Consider the following 236-nt stretch of genomic DNA (forward strand, 5'->3'; position numbering starts at 1 on the left):
AGCCTGCTCAGCCAGCCGAGCCTGAGCCGGATGGTCGAGCGACTCGAGGAGGCCGGCTGGGTGCGGCGCGCACCGGAGGCGGGCGACGGTCGTGGCGTCGTCGTCGGGCTCACGGCGGCAGGAGCGGCGCTGCAGAAGGAGGGCGGCCGGCGGCACGTCCAGGCCATCGCGCACTACGTCGGGGGGGCCCTGGGCCCGCAGCAGCTCGCGGCGCTCACGGAGGGGGCCGGCGCGCT

The 236-nt window shown here is 78.0% G+C and carries 1 protein-coding gene; it reads left to right on the forward strand.

The genetic code is table 11. From position 1 onward, the window contains the following. Positions 1-30: 30 nt before the first annotated feature. A partial coding sequence (locus KVT14_RS21400) for a MarR family winged helix-turn-helix transcriptional regulator (protein WP_368858798.1) occupies positions 31-236 on the forward strand: 206 nt, incomplete at its 3' end.

The organism is Cellulomonas sp. GbtcB1, from assembly GCF_019091725.1.
GTDB lineage: Bacteria > Actinomycetota > Actinomycetes > Actinomycetales > Cellulomonadaceae > Cellulomonas.